At 66.9% G+C, this 16,056-nt stretch carries 16 protein-coding genes; 13 read left to right on the forward strand and 3 right to left on the reverse strand.

Annotated elements, in window-relative coordinates:
* The first annotated feature begins 115 nt into the window (after positions 1-115).
* The 8 genes from fabR to PA6_RS17060 all read left to right on the forward strand — a co-directional run bounded on the left by fabR (position 116) and on the right by PA6_RS17060 (position 5,882).
* Positions 116-751 (forward strand): HTH-type transcriptional repressor FabR, encoded by a 636-nt coding sequence (gene fabR / locus PA6_RS17025; protein WP_021702196.1) that lies wholly within the window; start codon positions 116-118, stop codon positions 749-751.
* Between the two features lie 153 nt (positions 752-904).
* Complete coding sequence (ureE, locus tag PA6_RS17030) at positions 905-1,405, forward strand: urease accessory protein UreE (RefSeq protein ID WP_021702197.1); 501 nt, start codon at positions 905-907, stop codon at positions 1,403-1,405.
* Entirely contained in the window at positions 1,402-2,076 is a 675-nt protein-coding gene (locus PA6_RS17035; protein ID WP_021702198.1) for an urease accessory protein UreF, read from the forward strand. Before ureE ends, PA6_RS17035 begins: the two co-directional genes overlap by 4 nt.
* A gap of 16 nt (positions 2,077-2,092) precedes the next feature.
* Complete coding sequence (gene ureG / locus PA6_RS17040) at positions 2,093-2,707, forward strand: urease accessory protein UreG (RefSeq protein ID WP_021702199.1); 615 nt, start codon at positions 2,093-2,095, stop codon at positions 2,705-2,707.
* Positions 2,708-2,718: 11 nt separating this feature from the next.
* On the forward strand, positions 2,719-3,291 hold the full coding sequence (locus tag PA6_RS17045) for a HupE/UreJ family protein (protein ID WP_021702200.1): 573 nt from the start codon (positions 2,719-2,721) through the stop codon (positions 3,289-3,291).
* A 55-nt stretch (positions 3,292-3,346) separates the two neighbouring features.
* Positions 3,347-4,228, forward strand: a complete 882-nt coding sequence (locus tag PA6_RS17050; protein WP_043216868.1) for a hypothetical protein — start codon at positions 3,347-3,349, stop codon at positions 4,226-4,228.
* Positions 4,229-4,459: 231 nt separating this feature from the next.
* A complete protein-coding gene (locus PA6_RS17055; RefSeq protein WP_021702202.1) occupies positions 4,460-5,041 on the forward strand; it encodes an LOG family protein in 582 nt (193 codons plus the stop codon).
* Between the two features lie 73 nt (positions 5,042-5,114).
* Positions 5,115-5,882: a tetratricopeptide repeat protein gene (locus PA6_RS17060; RefSeq protein ID WP_021702203.1), complete on the forward strand. Its 768-nt coding sequence runs from the start codon at positions 5,115-5,117 to the stop codon at positions 5,880-5,882.
* Between the two features lie 9 nt (positions 5,883-5,891).
* Here PA6_RS17060 and PA6_RS17065 read toward each other — a convergent pair whose 3' ends face one another.
* Positions 5,892-6,746: a mechanosensitive ion channel family protein gene (locus PA6_RS17065; RefSeq protein WP_021702204.1), complete on the reverse strand. Its 855-nt coding sequence runs from the start codon at positions 6,744-6,746 to the stop codon at positions 5,892-5,894.
* A gap of 123 nt (positions 6,747-6,869) precedes the next feature.
* Here PA6_RS17065 and PA6_RS17070 point away from each other — a divergent pair, with 123 nt between their 5' ends.
* Genes PA6_RS17070 through PA6_RS17085 form a run of 4 tightly spaced genes read left to right on the forward strand, consistent with a single transcriptional unit; the run spans position 6,870 to position 11,128 of the window.
* Complete coding sequence (locus PA6_RS17070; protein ID WP_021702205.1) at positions 6,870-7,907, forward strand: extracellular solute-binding protein; 1,038 nt, start codon at positions 6,870-6,872, stop codon at positions 7,905-7,907.
* A complete protein-coding gene (locus tag PA6_RS17075; RefSeq protein ID WP_021702206.1) occupies positions 7,904-9,622 on the forward strand; it encodes a diguanylate cyclase domain-containing protein in 1,719 nt (572 codons plus the stop codon). The genes PA6_RS17070 and PA6_RS17075 overlap by 4 nt, the downstream gene beginning before the upstream one ends.
* Before the next feature lie 45 nt (positions 9,623-9,667).
* Positions 9,668-10,678, forward strand: coding sequence for a response regulator (locus PA6_RS17080; RefSeq protein WP_021702207.1), 1,011 nt, complete (start codon positions 9,668-9,670; stop codon positions 10,676-10,678).
* 3 nt (positions 10,679-10,681) lie between these two features.
* Positions 10,682-11,128 carry a PAS domain-containing protein gene (locus PA6_RS17085; RefSeq protein ID WP_021702208.1) on the forward strand — a complete coding sequence of 149 codons (447 nt, stop codon included), beginning with the start codon at positions 10,682-10,684 and terminating at the stop codon, positions 11,126-11,128.
* Positions 11,129-11,133: 5 nt separating this feature from the next.
* Here the strand turns inward: PA6_RS17085 and PA6_RS17090 are convergent, their stop codons facing one another.
* The gene (locus PA6_RS17090; RefSeq protein WP_021702209.1) at positions 11,134-12,465 is read right to left on the reverse strand and encodes a DEAD/DEAH box helicase; all 1,332 of its coding nucleotides are present in this window, start codon (positions 12,463-12,465) and stop codon (positions 11,134-11,136) included.
* Positions 12,466-13,028: 563 nt separating this feature from the next.
* Here PA6_RS17090 and PA6_RS17095 point away from each other — a divergent pair.
* Positions 13,029-13,817 (forward strand): TatD family hydrolase, encoded by a 789-nt coding sequence (locus PA6_RS17095; RefSeq protein WP_021702210.1) that lies wholly within the window; start codon positions 13,029-13,031, stop codon positions 13,815-13,817.
* A gap of 102 nt (positions 13,818-13,919) precedes the next feature.
* Here PA6_RS17095 and PA6_RS24815 read toward each other — a convergent pair whose 3' ends face one another.
* The gene (locus PA6_RS24815) at positions 13,920-15,950 is read right to left on the reverse strand and encodes a methyl-accepting chemotaxis protein (protein WP_021702211.1); all 2,031 of its coding nucleotides are present in this window, start codon (positions 15,948-15,950) and stop codon (positions 13,920-13,922) included.
* Positions 15,951-16,056: the final 106 nt, after the last annotated feature.

The following is a 16,056-nucleotide window of genomic DNA, read 5'->3' on the forward strand; positions in this document are numbered from 1 at the left end:
TCACAAAATGCCAGAAGCCCTCCATTTCAGTCAACAAGTGTTCACTGATTGTCATTCGACGCCGGCAAAACGCTTTTGTTAGAGTGCGCCGCTACCTCGCCACCTGCCGAATGCCATGTCACCACGCGCCGAACAGAAACAGCAGACCCGCCAGGCCTTGATGGATGCCGCGCGCAACCTGATGGACAGCGGTCGCGGCTTCGGCAGCCTGAGCCTGCGCGAAGTCAGCCGCACCGCCGGCATCGTGCCAACCGGCTTCTACCGGCACTTCCAGGATATGGACGAGCTGGGCCTGGCCCTGGTCGCCGAGGTCGACGCCACCTTCCGCAGCACCCTGCGCGAAGTGCGCCGCAGCCAGTTCGAGATGGGCAGCATCATCGAGGCCAGCACGCGCATCTTCCTCGACGCGGTGAGCGACAACCGCAGCCAGTTCCTCTTCCTCGCCCGCGAGCAGTACGGTGGCTCGCAACCGGTGCGCCAGGCCATTGGCCGTCTGCGCCAGCAGATCACCGACGACCTGGCCGCCGACCTCAAGCTGATGAACCGCACCCCGCACCTGGACGACGCGGCACTCGACGTGGTCTCCGACCTAGTGGTGAAGACCGTGTTCGCCACCCTGCCGGAGCTGATCGACCCGCCCGCCGAAGGCCTGCCCGCGCACCTCACGCCCGAAGCGAAGATGACCCAGCAGCTGCGCTTCATCTTCATTGGTGCCAAGCACTGGCGCGGTCTCGGCCAGGGCCGCGACTGAACGCACCAGAACAGCTCTTCTCGATAGACGGCGCACCAACATAAGGCATCCGTAAGCCCCAACTTCTGGCACACCCCCGCCAGCGGCGGGCATCAGCGGCTTGGCAAGGGCCTTGCTCTGGTCACCGGACCATTGCCTGGCCGGAAGCCTCTTATGTTGGTGATCCATCACCGCCTCCCCCCCCAGCCCTACTGGGATGAAGAACTGCACCTGACCTTCGATGCCCGCAGCAAAAGCCGCCTGCGCTGCTTCAGCGCGGCCGGCGAGGACGTCGGTCTGTTCCTCGAACGCGGCCAGCCGCCGCTGCATGACGGCGACTGCCTGCGCGCCGAGGACGGGCGCATCGTGCGGGTCTGCGCGCGCCCGGAGAAACTCCTGCACGTCACCTGCGCCAGCAGCTTCGAACTGCTGCGCGCGGCCTACCACCTGGGCAACCGCCACGTCACCCTGCAGCTCGGCGACGGCTGGCTGCGCCTGCCCGAAGACCACGTGCTGCAAGCCATGCTCGACCAGCTCGGCGCCAGCACCTGCCAGGTCGAAGCACCCTTCCAGCCCGAACACGGCGCCTACGGCGGCGGCCATCACCACTCCCATCATGGTGACGCCGAGTTCAACTACGGCCCGCGCCTGCACCAGTTCGGCGTGCGCCTGTGAATCCCGCCTGGCAACTCCTGCGCCTGGCCAGCCCGCAGCTACCAATCGGTGGCTACAGCTACTCCCAGGGGCTGGAAATGGCGGTCGACAGCGCCCTGGTGCACGACCCGGACAGCGCCCGGCGCTGGATCGCCGATCAACTCCTGCTCAACCTGGCGCGCTTCGAGGCGCCACTGCTGCTGGCCCACTGCCGCGCCGCAGCGGTGGCCGATTGGGACCGCCTGGCCGACCTCGCCGAGCGTCACCGCGCCAGCCGCGAGAGCCGCGAACTGGCCCTGGAGAGCCGGCAGATGGGCTACTCGCTGAAGCAGTTGCTCGAGGGCCTGCCGGAGCTCGACGAGGCGGCCCGAACCTTTCTGCACACGCAGCCGGAGCTCGGCTTGGCCCCCGCCTGGGCGCTGGCCGCGCGCACCTGGGACATCAGCGCCGAGGATGCCCTGGCCGCCTGGCTGTGGGGCTGGCTGGAAAACCAGCTGGCGGTGCTGATGAAGACCCTGCCGCTGGGCCAGCAGGCCGCTCAGCGCCTGACCTCGGAACTGCTGCCGCTGCTGGAGCAGGCCCGCCATCAGGCCATCACCCTGGAACCCGAACACTGGGGCAGCGCCGCCTTCGGCCTGGCCCTGGCCAGCATGGCGCACGAGCGCCAGTACAGCCGTCTCTTCCGCTCATGAAACAAGGAACTCAGCCATGAACAGCCAACCCCTGCGCGTCGGCATCGGCGGCCCGGTCGGATCCGGCAAGACAGCCCTGACCCTGGCGCTGTGCCAGGCCCTGCGCGAGCGCTACAACATCGCCGTGGTCACCAACGACATCTACACCCAGGAAGACGCCCAGTTCCTGGTGCGCAACGAAGCCCTGGCGCCCGAGCGGATCATCGGCGTGGAAACCGGCGGCTGTCCGCACACGGCGATCCGCGAGGATGCCTCGATCAACCTGGAGGCGGTCGACCAGCTCAATCGGCGCTTCCCGGGGCTCGACCTGATCATCGTCGAGTCCGGCGGCGACAACCTCTCCGCCACCTTCAGCCCCGAGCTGTCGGACCTGACCCTGTACGTGATCGACGTGTCCGCCGGCGACAAGCTGCCGCGCAAGGGTGGCCCCGGCATCTGCAAGTCCGACCTGCTGGTGATCAACAAGATCGACCTGGCACCGATGGTCGGCGCCTCGCTGGAAGTGATGGACCGCGACGCGCGCAAGATGCGCGGCGACAAGCCCTTCGTGTTCAGCAACCAGAAAGTCGGCCAGGGTCTGGACCAGATCATCGACTTCATCGAACGCCACGGCATGCTCGGCGCCGCCTAAGGAGATCCACCATGCAACTGCGCAAAACCCTGTTCGCCATCGCCCTGTTCCTCAGCCCCGCGCTGGCCTTCGCCCATGGTGGCCACGACCACTCCGGCCTGCTGGCGGGCGTCGCCCACCCCATCACCGGTCTCGACCACCTGCTGGCGATGCTCGCCGTCGGCCTGTGGGCCGCGCAGCAGAGCGGCGCGGCACGCTGGGCGCTGCCGGGCACCTTTGTCGCCACCATGCTGCTCGGCGGTCTGCTCGGCTTCGCCGGGCTGGAGATCCCGCTGATGGAGACTGGCATCGCCGGCTCGGTACTGGCCTTCGGCCTGCTGGTGGCGGTTGCCGCGCGCCTGCCGGTAGCCATGGCACTGGGCCTGACCGCGCTGTTCGCCCTGACCCATGGCGTGGCCCATGGCCTGGAGCTGCCGGCACTGGCCAGCCCGTGGGGCTACGCCGCCGGCTTCGTCGCCGCCACCGCCGCCCTGCATGGCGCCGGCTACGCGCTGGTGCGCTGGCTGCCACAAGCCGCTGCGCCGCTGGTGCGTGTGGCCGGCGCGGCATCGGCAGGTGCCGGTTTGTGGCTGCTGGGGAGCTGATATCGGCCGGCTGTTGCTAAACTGCCACTGGATTTCCCTCAACGCGGTTTACTCCATGCTCGCGCGCCTGCTGCTTGGCCTACTGCTCTGCGTCACCGGCCTGGCCAGGGCGCAGAGCCCCACTCCACTCGAAGTCACCTGGGGCATGAGCCCCTGGCCGGGACTGGTCAACATCGAGGATGGGGAACCGCGCAGCGGCGTGATCATCGACCTGCTGCAGCAGATCACCCTGCGCCTGCCGGAGTACCAACACCGCTACAGCCTGGTCAACCTCACGCGCGGCTTCGAGCAGGTCAAGCGCGAGCCCCTGAGCTGCTTCCTGCCGACCTTCCGCACCGCCGAGCGGGATCAGCTCGGCCATTACGTCAGCCTATTCGTCGCCATGCCGCATCAGTTGCTGATTCGCAGCGAAGACCGTCAGCGCATTGCCGGCGACCAGACGGAAGTGTCCCTGCAACAGCTGCTGCGCAATCCCAGCCTGCGCGGCGGACTGATCCAGGACCGCAGCTACGGGCCCGTGCTCGACCCGCTGCTGCAGGCCCCCGGCGCCCAGCCACAGCTGATACGCGTGCAGACCAGCAGCGCCGGCAACAACCTGTTCGACATGCTCGAACGCGGCCGTGTCGACTACCTGCTGGAGTACGCGGAAGTCATCCAGTTTGCCCAGCAGCAGCGCCAGACCTCGCTCGCGGTCACGCTGCTGCCACTGCAGGAGGCCAACACGCCCTTCGTCAGCGGCATCTACTGCAGCAAGAACGCCGCCGGCGCCGAGCTGGTCCGGCGCATCGACCAGATCGCCCGGCAACCGGAAGTGATTGCGCACTTCGTCGCCGCCCAGCACGCCTATGTGCCAGCCGCCACGGTGAAGCACTACCAGGCCTGGCTGGACAGGTTCTTCGGCGAGCGCCCGGGGAAGAACCTGACCTCGCTGCCCTGAGTGTCCCCGCCTGGCTATCGGCCTGATCGAGACAATCAACCGGCATTCGCCGGCGGTACCACCTAGGCTTAACCCATTGCCCGGGAGTGATCGCCATGAACCTGCACGACCTGCTGCACAGTCTTCTCGCCACCTACGCCGCCGGCGCCAGCGGCCGCTGCCCGCAGGAACTCGCCTGACCGATCGGACAGGGTTACCCTGTGCGCCCTTTCGTTCACGGGAGCACAGTGCATGAGCCTGAAGTCAGTCTGCGTATTCTGCGGCGCCAGCCCCGGCGCCCGGCCCATCTACCATGAAGCTGCAGCCCAGCTCGGCAGCCACATCGCCGAGCGCGGCCTGACCCTGGTCTATGGCGGCGGCGCCGTCGGCCTGATGGGCGTGGTCGCGGATGCCGCCCTGGCCGCTGGCGGCGAGGTCATCGGCATCATCCCGCAGAGCCTGGAGCGCGCCGAGATCGGCCACAAGGGCCTGACCCGCCTGGAAGTGGTGGACGGCATGCACGCGCGCAAGGCGCGCATGGCCGAGCTGGCCGACGCCTTCATCGCCCTGCCCGGTGGCCTGGGTACCCTGGAGGAGCTGTTCGAGGTCTGGACCTGGGGCCAGCTCGGCTACCACGCCAAGCCGCTCGGCCTGCTCGAGGTGGACGGCTTCTACGCCCGCCTCACCGACTTCCTCGACCACCTGGTGGCCGAGCGCTTCGTCCGCGAGCAGCACCGCGCCATCCTTCAGGTCAGCGCCTCACCCGCCGAGCTGCTGGCACGCATGGATGCCTGGCAACCGACCGCCGCGCCCAAGTGGGTCGACCGCACATAACGCCGGCGGCGGCGATGACAGCGGGGCGACGCCATGCTAAACAGGGCTCCCGCCAAACAAGGATGTTGTGCCCATGCCCCTGCTCGCCCTGCTGCTCATCGCCTGCCAGATCATCTGTGGCCTGCACGTGGTCCGCAGCGGCCAGGAACGCAACTGGCTGTACCTGATCATCGCCCTGCCCGGCCTCGGCTGCCTGATCTACTTCCTCGGCATCATGCTGCCGGACCTGCTCGGCAGCCGCAGCGGCCGCCGCGCCGTCAACCGTCTGCACGACCGCCTCGACCCGCAGCGCCACCTGCGCGCCCTGCGCGACGCCCTGGAACTGAGTGACACCCGCGAAACCCGCGTGCAGCTGGCCGACGAGCTGCTGCGCCTGGATCAGCCCGCTGAGGCCGCCGACCACTACCGTGCTGCCCTGCGCGGCGTGCACAGCCACGCACCGGACATCATGCTCGGCCTGGCACGCGCCCAGTTCGCCCTGGACGATGCCGCCGGCTGCCGTGACACCCTGGACCAGCTGATCCAGCACAACCCACAGTACCGTTCCAGCGAAGGGCATCTGCTGTATGCCCGCGCCCTCACCCGACTCGGCGAGCTGGCCAAGGCCGAGGAGGAATACCACGCCCTGCTCGGCCACTTCGCCGGCCCCGAGGCGCGCTACCACTACGCCCAGCTGCTGCGCCAGGCCGGTCGCGAGCGTGACGCGCGCGCCCAGCTGGAGCAGATCGAGCAGTACGCGCGGCGCGCGCCCAAGCACTACCGCAACCTGCACCAGGCCTGCCTGGCGCAGGTGCGTGACGAACTCAAGGCGCTGGACGCTCCGCAGCAGCAGAACGCCTGACGCCAGCCCTCAGCCAGCGGCCTGCTGCACGATGACCGTCTGCGCCGGCATCGGTGCCGGGAAACCGGCCTCGCCGAGGGCGTCCTTGATCACCTTGTTGGTGTCGAAGTAGACCTGCCAGTAATGGTCGGTATGGCAGTAGGGCCGTACCGCCAGCACCGGCCCGACCAGGTTGAACTCGAGAATCTCGACCTCCACTGCAGGTGTCGCCAGCACATGCTCGATGGTGGCGATGCGCTGCCGGAGCAGCGCCGCAGCCCCCTTCCAGTCGGCCGATCCCGCCAGTTGTGCCTTCAGATCGACGCGACGAAACGCGTTGTGCGAGTAGTTCTGGATGGTGTCGCCGAAGATCTTGTTGTTGCCCACCAGGGTCAGCACATTGTCCGGCGTATTGATCGCGGTAACGAACAGACCGATCTCGGTAACCGTGCCGGTCACGCCGCCGACGGTGACGAAATCACCCACCTTGAACGGCCGCAGGACGATAATGAAACCGCCGGCCGCGAGGTTGGCCAGCAACCCCGACCAGGCCATGCCGATCGCCAGGCCCACCGCGGCGATCAGCGCCGCGAAGGTGGTGGTCTGTACCCCGAAGTAGCCGAGAATGCCGATCACCAGCAGGATATTCAGGGTGACGGTGACGAAGTTGCCCAGATAACGCAGCACGGTCGGGTCGACCTTCTGCTGGCCCAGGCCCTTTTGCAACAGGCCGACGGCGAAGCCGATCAGCCAGCGGCCGACCACCCAGAAGGCGATGGCCGCGAGAATCTTCACGGCGAAGGCGGCGCCGTACTGCGCCGCCAGTTCCAACAACTGATTGACCTTGGCGGTACCCGCCGAGACCAGAGCTTGCCCTTCTTCCATGATGTTCTCCCGCATGCGGTGGATGACTGGAAAAACGCTAGCACGGACCCGCAAAAACGCTGGCGGCAGGGCAATTTGCCATCGTATACACTGCTGGTGCGCCCCCTGCTTCCGGTCAACTCGATGATGCGCCCGTTCCTGGTGTTGCTTGCCGTACTGCTACCCCTGGCCCCGGGCCTTGCCGCCGGCGAAGCTACGCTGCGGCTATTGACCTGGCCCGGTTATGCCGATGCCGATCTGGTCCGGCAGTTCGAACAACGCCATGGAGTCCGGGTGGAAGTCACCCTGGTCGGCAATGACGACGTACTGCGCAGCAAGCTGGCCCGCAACAACGGCGAAGACTACGACCTGATCGCCGCCAACACCGCGGAGATCGAGCACTATGTCCAGCAGAAGCTGCTGCAGCCGCTGCAGCCGGCACGCATCAAGAACACCGCCCGCCAGCTCTGGCGCTTCCGCGACTACCCGAAAATTCCCGGCATCACCCATGACGGCAAGGTCTACGCCATTCCCTACACCTATTCGGAAATGGGCCTGATCTATGACCGCAGCCAGTTCCGCGAGCCGCCACAGTCCATCACCAGCCTGTGGGACCCCAAACTGCAGGGCCGGGTGCTAGCCTTCAACGGCAGCAGCCATAACTTCTCCCTGGCCAGCCAGGCGCGCGGCCGCGACCCGTTCCGCATCGCCGCCGACGATTTCCCGCAGCTGGGCGAGCAGCTGATCGCCCTGCGCCGCAACGTGCTGACCTTCTATTCGCTGCCCGAGGAAGCGGCCAGCCTGTTCGAGGAACATCGCATCGCCCTGCTCTGGGCCAACTACGGCCGCCAACAGCTCAAGCAGCTGCGTGACGCCGGAGCCGACGTCGGTTACGTGATTCCCCGCGAGGGCGCGCTGGCCTGGCTCGACTGCTGGGCGATCAGCCGTGGCGCGCGCGACCTGGCGCTGGCCGAAGCGTGGATCGATTTCAGCCTGGAAGAGCCGATGAGCCGCGCCCTGCTCGAACGTCAGGGCCTGTCCAATACCCTGCAGGAGCCCGAAAGCCTGGACCTGCCCGGACGCATGATCTGGCTGCGCCCGGTGGAGGATGCCGAGCGCCGCGCGCGCCTGTGGGAGCGCATCCTTTCCGGCGAGCGGACACCGCTGGTGGAGGCGCAATGAAGTTCGGCATCGCCTTCAAGCTGGGCTGCCTGCTGGCTGTTTTCGGCGTACTGGCCTGCGGCCTGACCGGCTATTACAGCTACAGCAGCAGCCGCGCCACCCTGCTCAAGGCCGCCGAGCGCGACCTGCTGACCGCCACCCAGGTGCTAGGGCGCAACCTGCGCGGCAACATCGACGGCGTCTCGCGCGACGCCCTGGTGCTGGCCGGCATCGCCCAGGGCAAGTCACTGCCCCAGGCGCCCAGCGCCCCCGTCCGCGAGCAGGCGGAGAACGACCTGGCCGAGCTGTTCGAGACCCTGATGCGCGTGCACCCCGAGTACATGCAGATTCGCCTGATCAGCGCCGCCGGCCACGGCCTGGAGCAGGTCCGTGTCGATCTCGACGGCGAGCAGCCAGTGCGCATCCTCTACCCGGGCCTGCAGGAAAAGGCGCACTTCGACTACGTGTTCGACACCCTGCGCCTGCCTCCTGGCCAGGTGCGCCTGTCGCCCATCGTGATCAACCATGAGCTGGGCACCCATTCCGGGGTGGGCAGGCCGACCCTGCATGTGTCCACCCCGGTAGCGGGAGCCGACGGCCAGCCGAGCGCGCTGATCGTCATCAACATCGACCTCAACCAGCTGTTCGACCAGCTGCGCAGCGACCTGCCAGCGCACTACCAGGTCTACCTGAGCAACCGCTGGGGCGACCTGCTGATCCACCCCGACCAGCGCCGCACCTTCGGCTTCGATCAGGGCCGCCGGCGCTTCCTGCAGGACGAGTTCCCGGACGTGCAGCAGCTGCTCGATACACACACCGAGAGCCTGATCGGCCGCAGCGATGGCAAGGACACCAGCCTGGTGGCCGCTTTCGTGCGTCTCGCGACCAACGCCGGCAACCGCGAGAGCTTCGTGGTACTCGGCCTGGCCCAGCCGGAGGAATATGTCCTCAAGGAGAGCAGCCGGCTCGGCGAGCGCATCATCCAGGTGGTGATTTTCGCCAGCCTGCTGGCCGTATTGATCGCAACCATCGCCTCACGTGCCATGACCAGCTCGCTGAAGCGCATCAACCTGGCCGTGCAGCAGTTCGCCCGCGAGCGCAAGAATGCCCCCCTGCCGGTGCAGCGCCAGGACGAACTGGGCCAGCTGGCACGCAGCTTCGTGCAGATGCAGGAAGAAATCGTCGAACACCTGGAGGAGCTGAGCCGCAGCCGTAACGCCCTGGAGCATCTGGCCCGGCACGACCCGCTGACCGGCCTGCCCAACCGCCGGGTGTTCTTCGAGCGCCTGGAACACGCCCTGGCTGCCGCGCGGCGCAGCGCCAAGCCGCTGGCCGTGCTGTTCGTCGACCTCGATCACTTCAAGCAGCTCAATGACAGCCTCGGCCACAGCATCGGCGACCGCGTGCTGCAGGCCGTGGCCAATCTGCTGCGCTCGGCCACCCGCGAAAGCGACACGGTGGCGCGCCTGGGCGGCGACGAATTCGTCATCCTCATCGAGCAGCTGGACGATCCCGGCCGGGTGGTGGCGGTGCTGCACAAGCTGCACGAACGCTTCCAGCTGCCCATGCTGCTCGACGGCCACGAGGTCAAGGTACAGGCCAGCATGGGTGTCAGCCTGTTCCCGCGCGACGGCGACGACATCGAATCGCTGGTGCAGCAGGCCGACCGCGCCATGTACGTGGCGAAGAACGCCGGTCGTAATACCTATAGCTATGAGTCCAACGAGCAGCGCTGAGTCTATGCTTGCGCTATCGACCCTAAATCTCGCGTGGTGATTTCGGTGATTCCACTGCTGGTCTGCGACGACTCCGCCATGGCGCGCAAGCAGCTGATTCGCGCCCTGCCCCCCGAATGGCCGGTGAGCATCACCCAGGCCAGCCAGGGCGAGGAAGCCATGGCCGCCATTCGCCAGGGACTGGGCGAGGTCGTGCTGCTCGACCTGACCATGCCGGTGATGGACGGCTACCAGGTACTGGCCCAGGTGCGCGAAGAGGGCCACGCCTGTCGCATTCTGGTGGTCTCCGGGGACGTCCAGGAGGAAGCTCGGCGCCGCGTCACCGAGCTGGGGGCGCTGGCCTTCATCCGCAAACCGGCCCCGGCCGAGGCGCTGCGTGAAACCCTCGACGCCCTCGGCCTGCTGCAGCTGTCGGTGGCCGGCACTGACACCGCAGCGGCCGCCGGCGCCGCGCCGGTGGAGACCAAGGTCGGCTTCCGCGACGCCCTGCGCGAAGTCACCAACGTGGCCATGGGCCGTGCCGCCGCCCTGCTGGCCGAAGAGCTGGGCGTGTTCGTGCAGCTGCCGATTCCCGCCGTGAACCTGTTCGAGGCCAGCGAGCTGCACATGGCCCTGACCGACGCCAACCGCGGCGAACAGCTCAGCGCGGTGTGCCAGGGCTTCGTTGGCGAGGCCATTGCCGGCGAGGCGCTGCTGCTGTTTCACGACTCGCAGACCGCCGACATCGCCCACCTGCTGGGCCTGCGCCCAGGCGGTGATGTCGCCACCTCGGAAATGCTGCTGGACCTGGCCAGCGTGCTGATCGGCGCCTGCCTGTCCGGCATCGCCGAGCAGCTCGACATCCGCTTCTCCCAGGGCCATCCGCAACTGCTCGGCCAGCATGCGCGCAGCATCGACGAGCTGATCCAGTTCAACGGTGCGCGCTGGCGCAAGACCCTGGCGGTGGAAATCAGCTACGGACTGGAGGACCACGCGGTGAACTTCGACCTGCTGCTGCTGTTCACCGAGAACTCGATTCCGCGGCTGACTGCCAAGATCCAGTACCTGATGGAGTAGACCATGGCCGGCGAAGCCCAGATCGACATGCGCGAACTGCACTGGCTGCTGGATATCGTCCAGTGCCTGGATGTCGGCGTATTGGTGATGGACCGCAACTTCCGCGTGGAAGTGTGGAACAGCTTCATGGAGAACCACTCGGGCCTGGGCGCCGACCAGGTGCAGGGGCGCAGCCTGTTCCAGCTGTTCCCGGAAATCGACCGGGTCTGGCTGGAGCGCAAGGTCGGCACCGTGCTGCGCCTGGGCACCCGCGCCTTCAGCCTGTGGCAGCAGCGCCCCTACCTGCTGCGCTTCGAGACCTACCGGCCGATCACCGGGCAGGCCGACTTCATGTACCAGAACCTCACCATCATGCCGCTGGCCGCCGCAGGGCGTGAGGTCGAGCACGTCTGCCTGATGATCTACGACGTCACCGAGGCGGCCGAGGCGCAATTGCGCCAGGCGCCCTAGGCCCGCTACTTCTTCTTCGGCCGCGGCTTCTCGCCGAACTTGGGCACCGCGCGCACGGCCTTGGCCTTGGGTTTGTCGTCGTCGGCCTCGAACCAGTTGCCCATGTGGATCTTGCCCTTGCCGGCACCCGGCACCAGCTTGACCTTGGGCTTCTTCGGCTTCTTCAGCACGGCGCCGCCGGGGGCCGTGACCGGTACCCGGTGATCCGGTTCGAAGCCCGGCTCGTCCTGGCGGCGGATGACCTGGCCGATCAGCGTCTCGATGGCCGCCAGCAATTCGACTTCGTCGGCGCAGACCAGCGATACCGCCTCACCTGTGGCGCCGGCACGACCGGTACGGCCGATGCGGTGCACGTAGTCCTCGGCGACGATCGGCAGGTCAAGGTTGACCACCCGCGGCAGTTCGCTGATGTCCAGGCCACGCGCGGCCACATCGGTGGCGGCCAGCACACGCACCTCGCCGGCCTTGAACCGCTGCAGCGCGCGCAGGCGCGCCGGCTGCGGCTTGTCACCGTGGATCGAGTCGGCAGCGATGCCCTCGGCCAGCAGCAGCTGCTCCAGCTCGTCAACGCCCTTGCGGGTCTTGGCGAACACCAGCAACTGGTCCCAGCCGCGCTCGCGGTACAGGTGCAGCAGCAGCTCGCTCTTGCGCTTCTTGTCCACCGTCACCAGCCACTGCTTGACCCCCTTGGCCGTGGTGTTGCGCGGGCTGACCTCGATGGACAGCGGGTCGCGCAGCAGCTCCTTGGCCATCAGGCGGATGGCGTCGGAGAAGGTGGCGGAGAACAGCAGGGTCTGACGCTTGCGCGGCAGTGCGCTGAACAGCTCGTCCAGCTCCTTGGCGAAGCCCAGGTCGAGCATGCGGTCGGCCTCGTCCAGCACCAGCGCCTGCAACTGGTCGAAGCGCACAGCATTCTGCCGGTACAGGTCGAGCAGGCGACCGGGGGTGGCCACCAGCAGGTCGATGCCCTTGCGCAGCTTCATCATCTGCGGGTTGATGCTGACCCCGCCGTACACCGTGTAGGTGCGTAATGACAGATTCTGCGCGTACTGCTGCACCGCCTGCGCCACCTGCTCGGCCAGCTCGCGGGTCGGCACCAGCACCAGCGCGCGCACCGAGTTGGCCGCCACCTGCGAGCCTTCCATGGTCAGTTTCTGCAGAAGCGGCAGGGCGAAGCCGGCGGTCTTGCCGGTACCGGTCTGCGCCGCAGCGAGTACGTCACGGCCCTTGAGCACGACGGGAATGGCCTGCTTCTGCACCGGCGTGGGCTCGCGGTAATCGAGTGCCTCAAGAGTGCGCAGGATGGAATCGATCAGGCCAAGGTTGGCGAAGGACATGGCGGAGCAACCGGAAGCGGAAAGCTGCCAGTTTAACCGTTCGCTTTAGAACCTGTTCAAGGTCTCGCGAACTAGAGCCAGGACAAGCAATAGAAGCGAAAAAGGCACTGGACCCGCACACGGACTGAGCATTCTGATACGTCGTGTCCCGGCGGCCGACACGCAACAGGCTTTGAGCAGGTTCCCAGTCGTGCTCGACCGCCACGCACAGTCCGTTAGTGGCATTGGCTTGAGGCTTGCTGGCCTGAACCGGCTGGACGCCGATGCTGCTGATCATAGAGGTCAGGCGGCTGCGAACAGCTGCCTGCAGTCAGGGACATGCGACGGCGCTCCAGCACGCCGAGCTGGCTGTGCAGCACCTCCAGTTAGCCGAACAGCTTGGCAACATGGTAAGGCGCAACCTTGGCTGCCGGCGCCGACGGGCAGCCCCGTCAGGCCTTGTCGATGCCTACCAAGCCCATGCACTGTCAGATCGGCGCCTTGTTACAACCGAACGCTGCGGCCGCTGGGAAGGCGCCGCTCCGGGGCTGGCGCAGGGCCGGCAAATCGCCGATGCTGCGCCCATGCGCCTGATCGACACCCACACCCACCTCGACTTCCCCGAATTCGACGCCGATCGCGCCGAGATGCTGCAGCGCAGCCACGAGCTGGGTGTGGAGAAACTGGTGGTGCTCGGCGTGTACCAGGGCAACTGGCAGCGCCTGTGGGACCTGGTGCAGGCGCACGACGGCCTGCACGCCGCCTTCGGCCTGCATCCGGTCTACCTCGACCAGCACCGCCCCGAGCACCTGGACGAACTGCGCGCCTGGCTGCAGCGCCTGGCCGGCCACCCGCGGCTGTGCGCGGTCGGCGAGTTCGGCCTGGACTACTTCATCGAGACGCTCGACCGCCAGCGCCAGCAGGAGCTGTTCGAGGCCCAGCTCAGGCTGGCGGCAGAGTTCGAGCTGCCCGCCCTGCTGCACGTGCGCCGCGCCCATGCCGCCACCATTGCCACGCTCAAGCGCCAGCGGCTCAAGCGCGGCGGCATCATCCACGCCTTCGCCGGCAGTTACGAGGAGGCCCGCGAGTACCTGCGCCTCGGCTTCAAACTGGGTCTGGGCGGCGCGCCGACCTGGCCGCAGGCATTGCGCCTGCGCAAGGTGGTGGCGCAGTTGCCGGCCGAGGCCATCGTGCTGGAGACGGACGCGCCGGACATGGCACCGGCCATGTACCCCGGCCTGCGCAACAGCCCTGAGCATCTGCCGGCCATCTGCGCAGCCCTGGCCGAACTGCGCGGGGTGACGCCTGAAGAACTGGCGTCCACCAGCAGCCGCAATGCCGCCGAGCTGTTCGGCTGGAAAGCAACCTCGTAGGGCGGGTGCAACCCGCGAGCCGGCAACACGGATTCACCTGCCCTCCCCCCACAAACGACAAGGCCCGCCAAATGGCGGGCCTTGCACATTGCACAGGACTTATCAGACGCGGAAGGCGCTGATCAGCTCCTTGAGCCGCGCGACCTGATCGGACAGCTGGCGGCTGGCCTGTTCGGTCTGCACTGCGCCTTCGGCGGTGCGCTCGCCGGCCTGGTTGATCTCGACGATATTCATGTCGATATCGTGGGCCACGGCGGTCTGCTGCTCGGCAGCGGCGGCGATCTGCTGGTTCTGGTCGACGATCATGCCGACCGCGCCGAGGATGTTCTCCAGCGCCTGCTGCACCTGGGCCGACTGGTTGACGGTGCTCTCCACCATCTGGTGGCTGCCGTTCATGGCGGTCACAGTGGCGCCCACACCATTCTGCAGGCGACCGATCATCTGCTCGATCTCCTCGGTGGACTGGTGGGTACGCTTGGCCAGGTTGCGCACCTCATCGGCCACCACGGCGAAGCCACGGCCCTGCTCGCCGGCACGCGCGGCCTCGATGGCAGCGTTGAGCGCCAGCAGGTTGGTCTGCCCGGCGATGCCCTTGATCACGTCCAGCACCTGGCTGATGGAGGCGCTGTCGGCAGCGAGCTGATTGATCACGCCGACCGACTGGTCGATCTCGCTGGCCAGACGCTGGATGCTGCCGACCTGCGACTCGACCATGGCGCGCCCGCTGACCGTCTCGTCGTTGACGCTCTGCGCACTGCTCACCGCCGCGGCAGCGCTGCGCGCGACTTCCTGGGCAGTGGCGGACATCTCGTTCATCGCCGTGGCGACCTGCTCGATCTGACCGCGCTGAGCGGTCACGGCCTGGCTGCTCTCGCCGGAGACCAGCTCGACGCGATCGGCCTGGCGCTCTACCTCGACCACGGTCTGGCCGACCAGGTCGATCAGGTCGCGAATCTTCGCCACGGTGCCGTTGAAGACTTCGCCCAGCTCGCCCAGCTCGTCCTGGCTACGCACATTGACGCGCACCGTCATGTCGCCGGCGGCCACCTGATTGAGGGTGCTGCCGAAGCCCTTGAGGGTGGCGCGGGTGGAGACGTAGAAAGCGCCGTAGAGATAGCCGATGGCCAGGAACACCGACACCAGCGCCACCACCAGCAGTACCATCTGCGTACGCTTGCCTTCCAGACGCTGGCTCAGCTCGTGATCGAGGAAGCCGAGCATCTGGTCGTTGAAGGTGTAGGTCTTGTCGATGGCGGCGCTGAGCTGGTCGAAGAAGCCCTGCCAAGGCGCGTCCAGGGTGTCGGCCATGAGCAGCTGCTCTTCCAGCACACCGCTGATTTCCATCAGCGAGGCACGGCTGGCCTCGGCTGCCGTGCTCAGCTCATTGCGTGCACGCGCGTTGCCATCCAGCGCACTCTGCAGCTTGAAACCGTACTCGGCGTGCAGTTGCTCCAGCTGGGCCAGCATCTCGTCGAGCTTGGTGCTGTCGGAAGAGCCGAGAATGCCCTGGCCGAGCGAGTAGGAACCCAGCGCACGCCCCTTGCTCAGCGCCTCGGTCACCGGCGGCGTGGCAGTGGTCAGCAGCTCGGCCATCTGCCGCACGGTCAGGTCGCTGTCCTGACTGAGGCCGGACTGGCTGGCAACGAACTTGATGAAGACCTCGGCATTGTCCAGCGCCTTGACCACCAGACCGGCCTTGCTGCGCAGCGACGACTCGGCGGCAACCGCGTCCAGGGCCGTCTTGATGGCATCACGCTGGGCGTTGAACTCCTCGATCTTCTGCGCGTCATCGCTGGGCGAGGTCAAGGCGTCGAGGGTCTCGGAGATGCTTTTCTCCAGAGGTGCAATCAGTGCCGCAAGCTTGTCCGCCTCGCCGGACTGGCCGAGCACCGCATTGATCTCGTAGAGATCGTTCAGGCGCTCCAGCTCCTGCCGCATCTTCTGGCTCTGCTTGAGCAATTCCAGGCTCTGCAGCTCGGTTCGGGTATCGACGAAGGCGTCGTAGGATTCGCGCACCAAGTAGTAGTTGGTGACCAGCATGGGCAGGAAGAACAGCACGCTGATCAGGCTGAACTTCATGCCGAAGCTCAGGCGGTTCATCAGCGCGATGGCAGGGTACAACACGCTATTCACTAGACGTCTCCTGTTGCCATTATTGTTGTATGCCAGCCGGGAGAAGGCTGGTCGCTTGAACGGCAAGGTGTCGAGGCTTTCTGAATTCTAGCGGGGCTGGCCATTT

Source organism: Aquipseudomonas alcaligenes NBRC 14159 (assembly GCF_000467105.1).
In the GTDB taxonomy this organism is placed as follows: Bacteria; Pseudomonadota; Gammaproteobacteria; order Pseudomonadales; family Pseudomonadaceae; genus Aquipseudomonas; species Aquipseudomonas alcaligenes.